This is a genomic window from Cupriavidus sp. GW823-FHT06D04 (assembly GCF_058795055.1).
In genome coordinates, this window is record NZ_JBXAHL010000135.1 from 1 (window position 1) to 519 (window position 519).

Annotated in this window: 1 protein-coding gene; it reads right to left on the bottom strand. The window is 59.5% G+C overall.

Translation table 11 applies throughout. The annotated features are described in order from the left end of the window. A partial coding sequence (locus AC1Q7H_RS39935) for a nuclease/transposase family protein (RefSeq protein ID WP_492382525.1) occupies positions 1-478 on the bottom strand: 478 nt, incomplete at its 3' end. Positions 479-519: the final 41 nt, after the last annotated feature.

Below are 519 nucleotides of genomic sequence, written 5' to 3' on the forward strand. Positions count from 1 at the left end.
GTGCCGGCATATCAGCAACTTCTATCACGATGTTGAGAAACCAGTTCCCGCGCGAATCCTGCGCAAAGTTGCTGCCGTCCCTGACCTTGCCTTCGGGCAACAGGCGACTATTGAAAACGCGGAAGGTATGCCCGGCAAAGCGAAACGCCTCGCCCTCTCGTTTCAAATCGCGGCCCTTCATGGGCACCCATCCAAGGCTCTTCCTACCGCGGTATCGCAAGTAAGGACGGCGATGCTGGCTGCGCGATTTCGCGTACTGCTCGCATGTCGCGTTGACCGTGCCGGAATGGATGCCGAGTTCCTTGCTGCTGCCCGTGGTCAGCACGTTCAGATCGAACCCGCTCGGCCACGTCTTCCCCCATTTGAGCGCGTGCTTCTGCGTGTCATTGCAGAAGTTCCAGACGTAGTTCACCGCGCGGCTCTGCTTGTTGAGCAGGCCGTTGAGCGACTTCACCCGGTAGCGGTAGACACGAATCATGCCGCTCATTCTAACGTGGGAATGCCGCCTCTCGGCGGCGC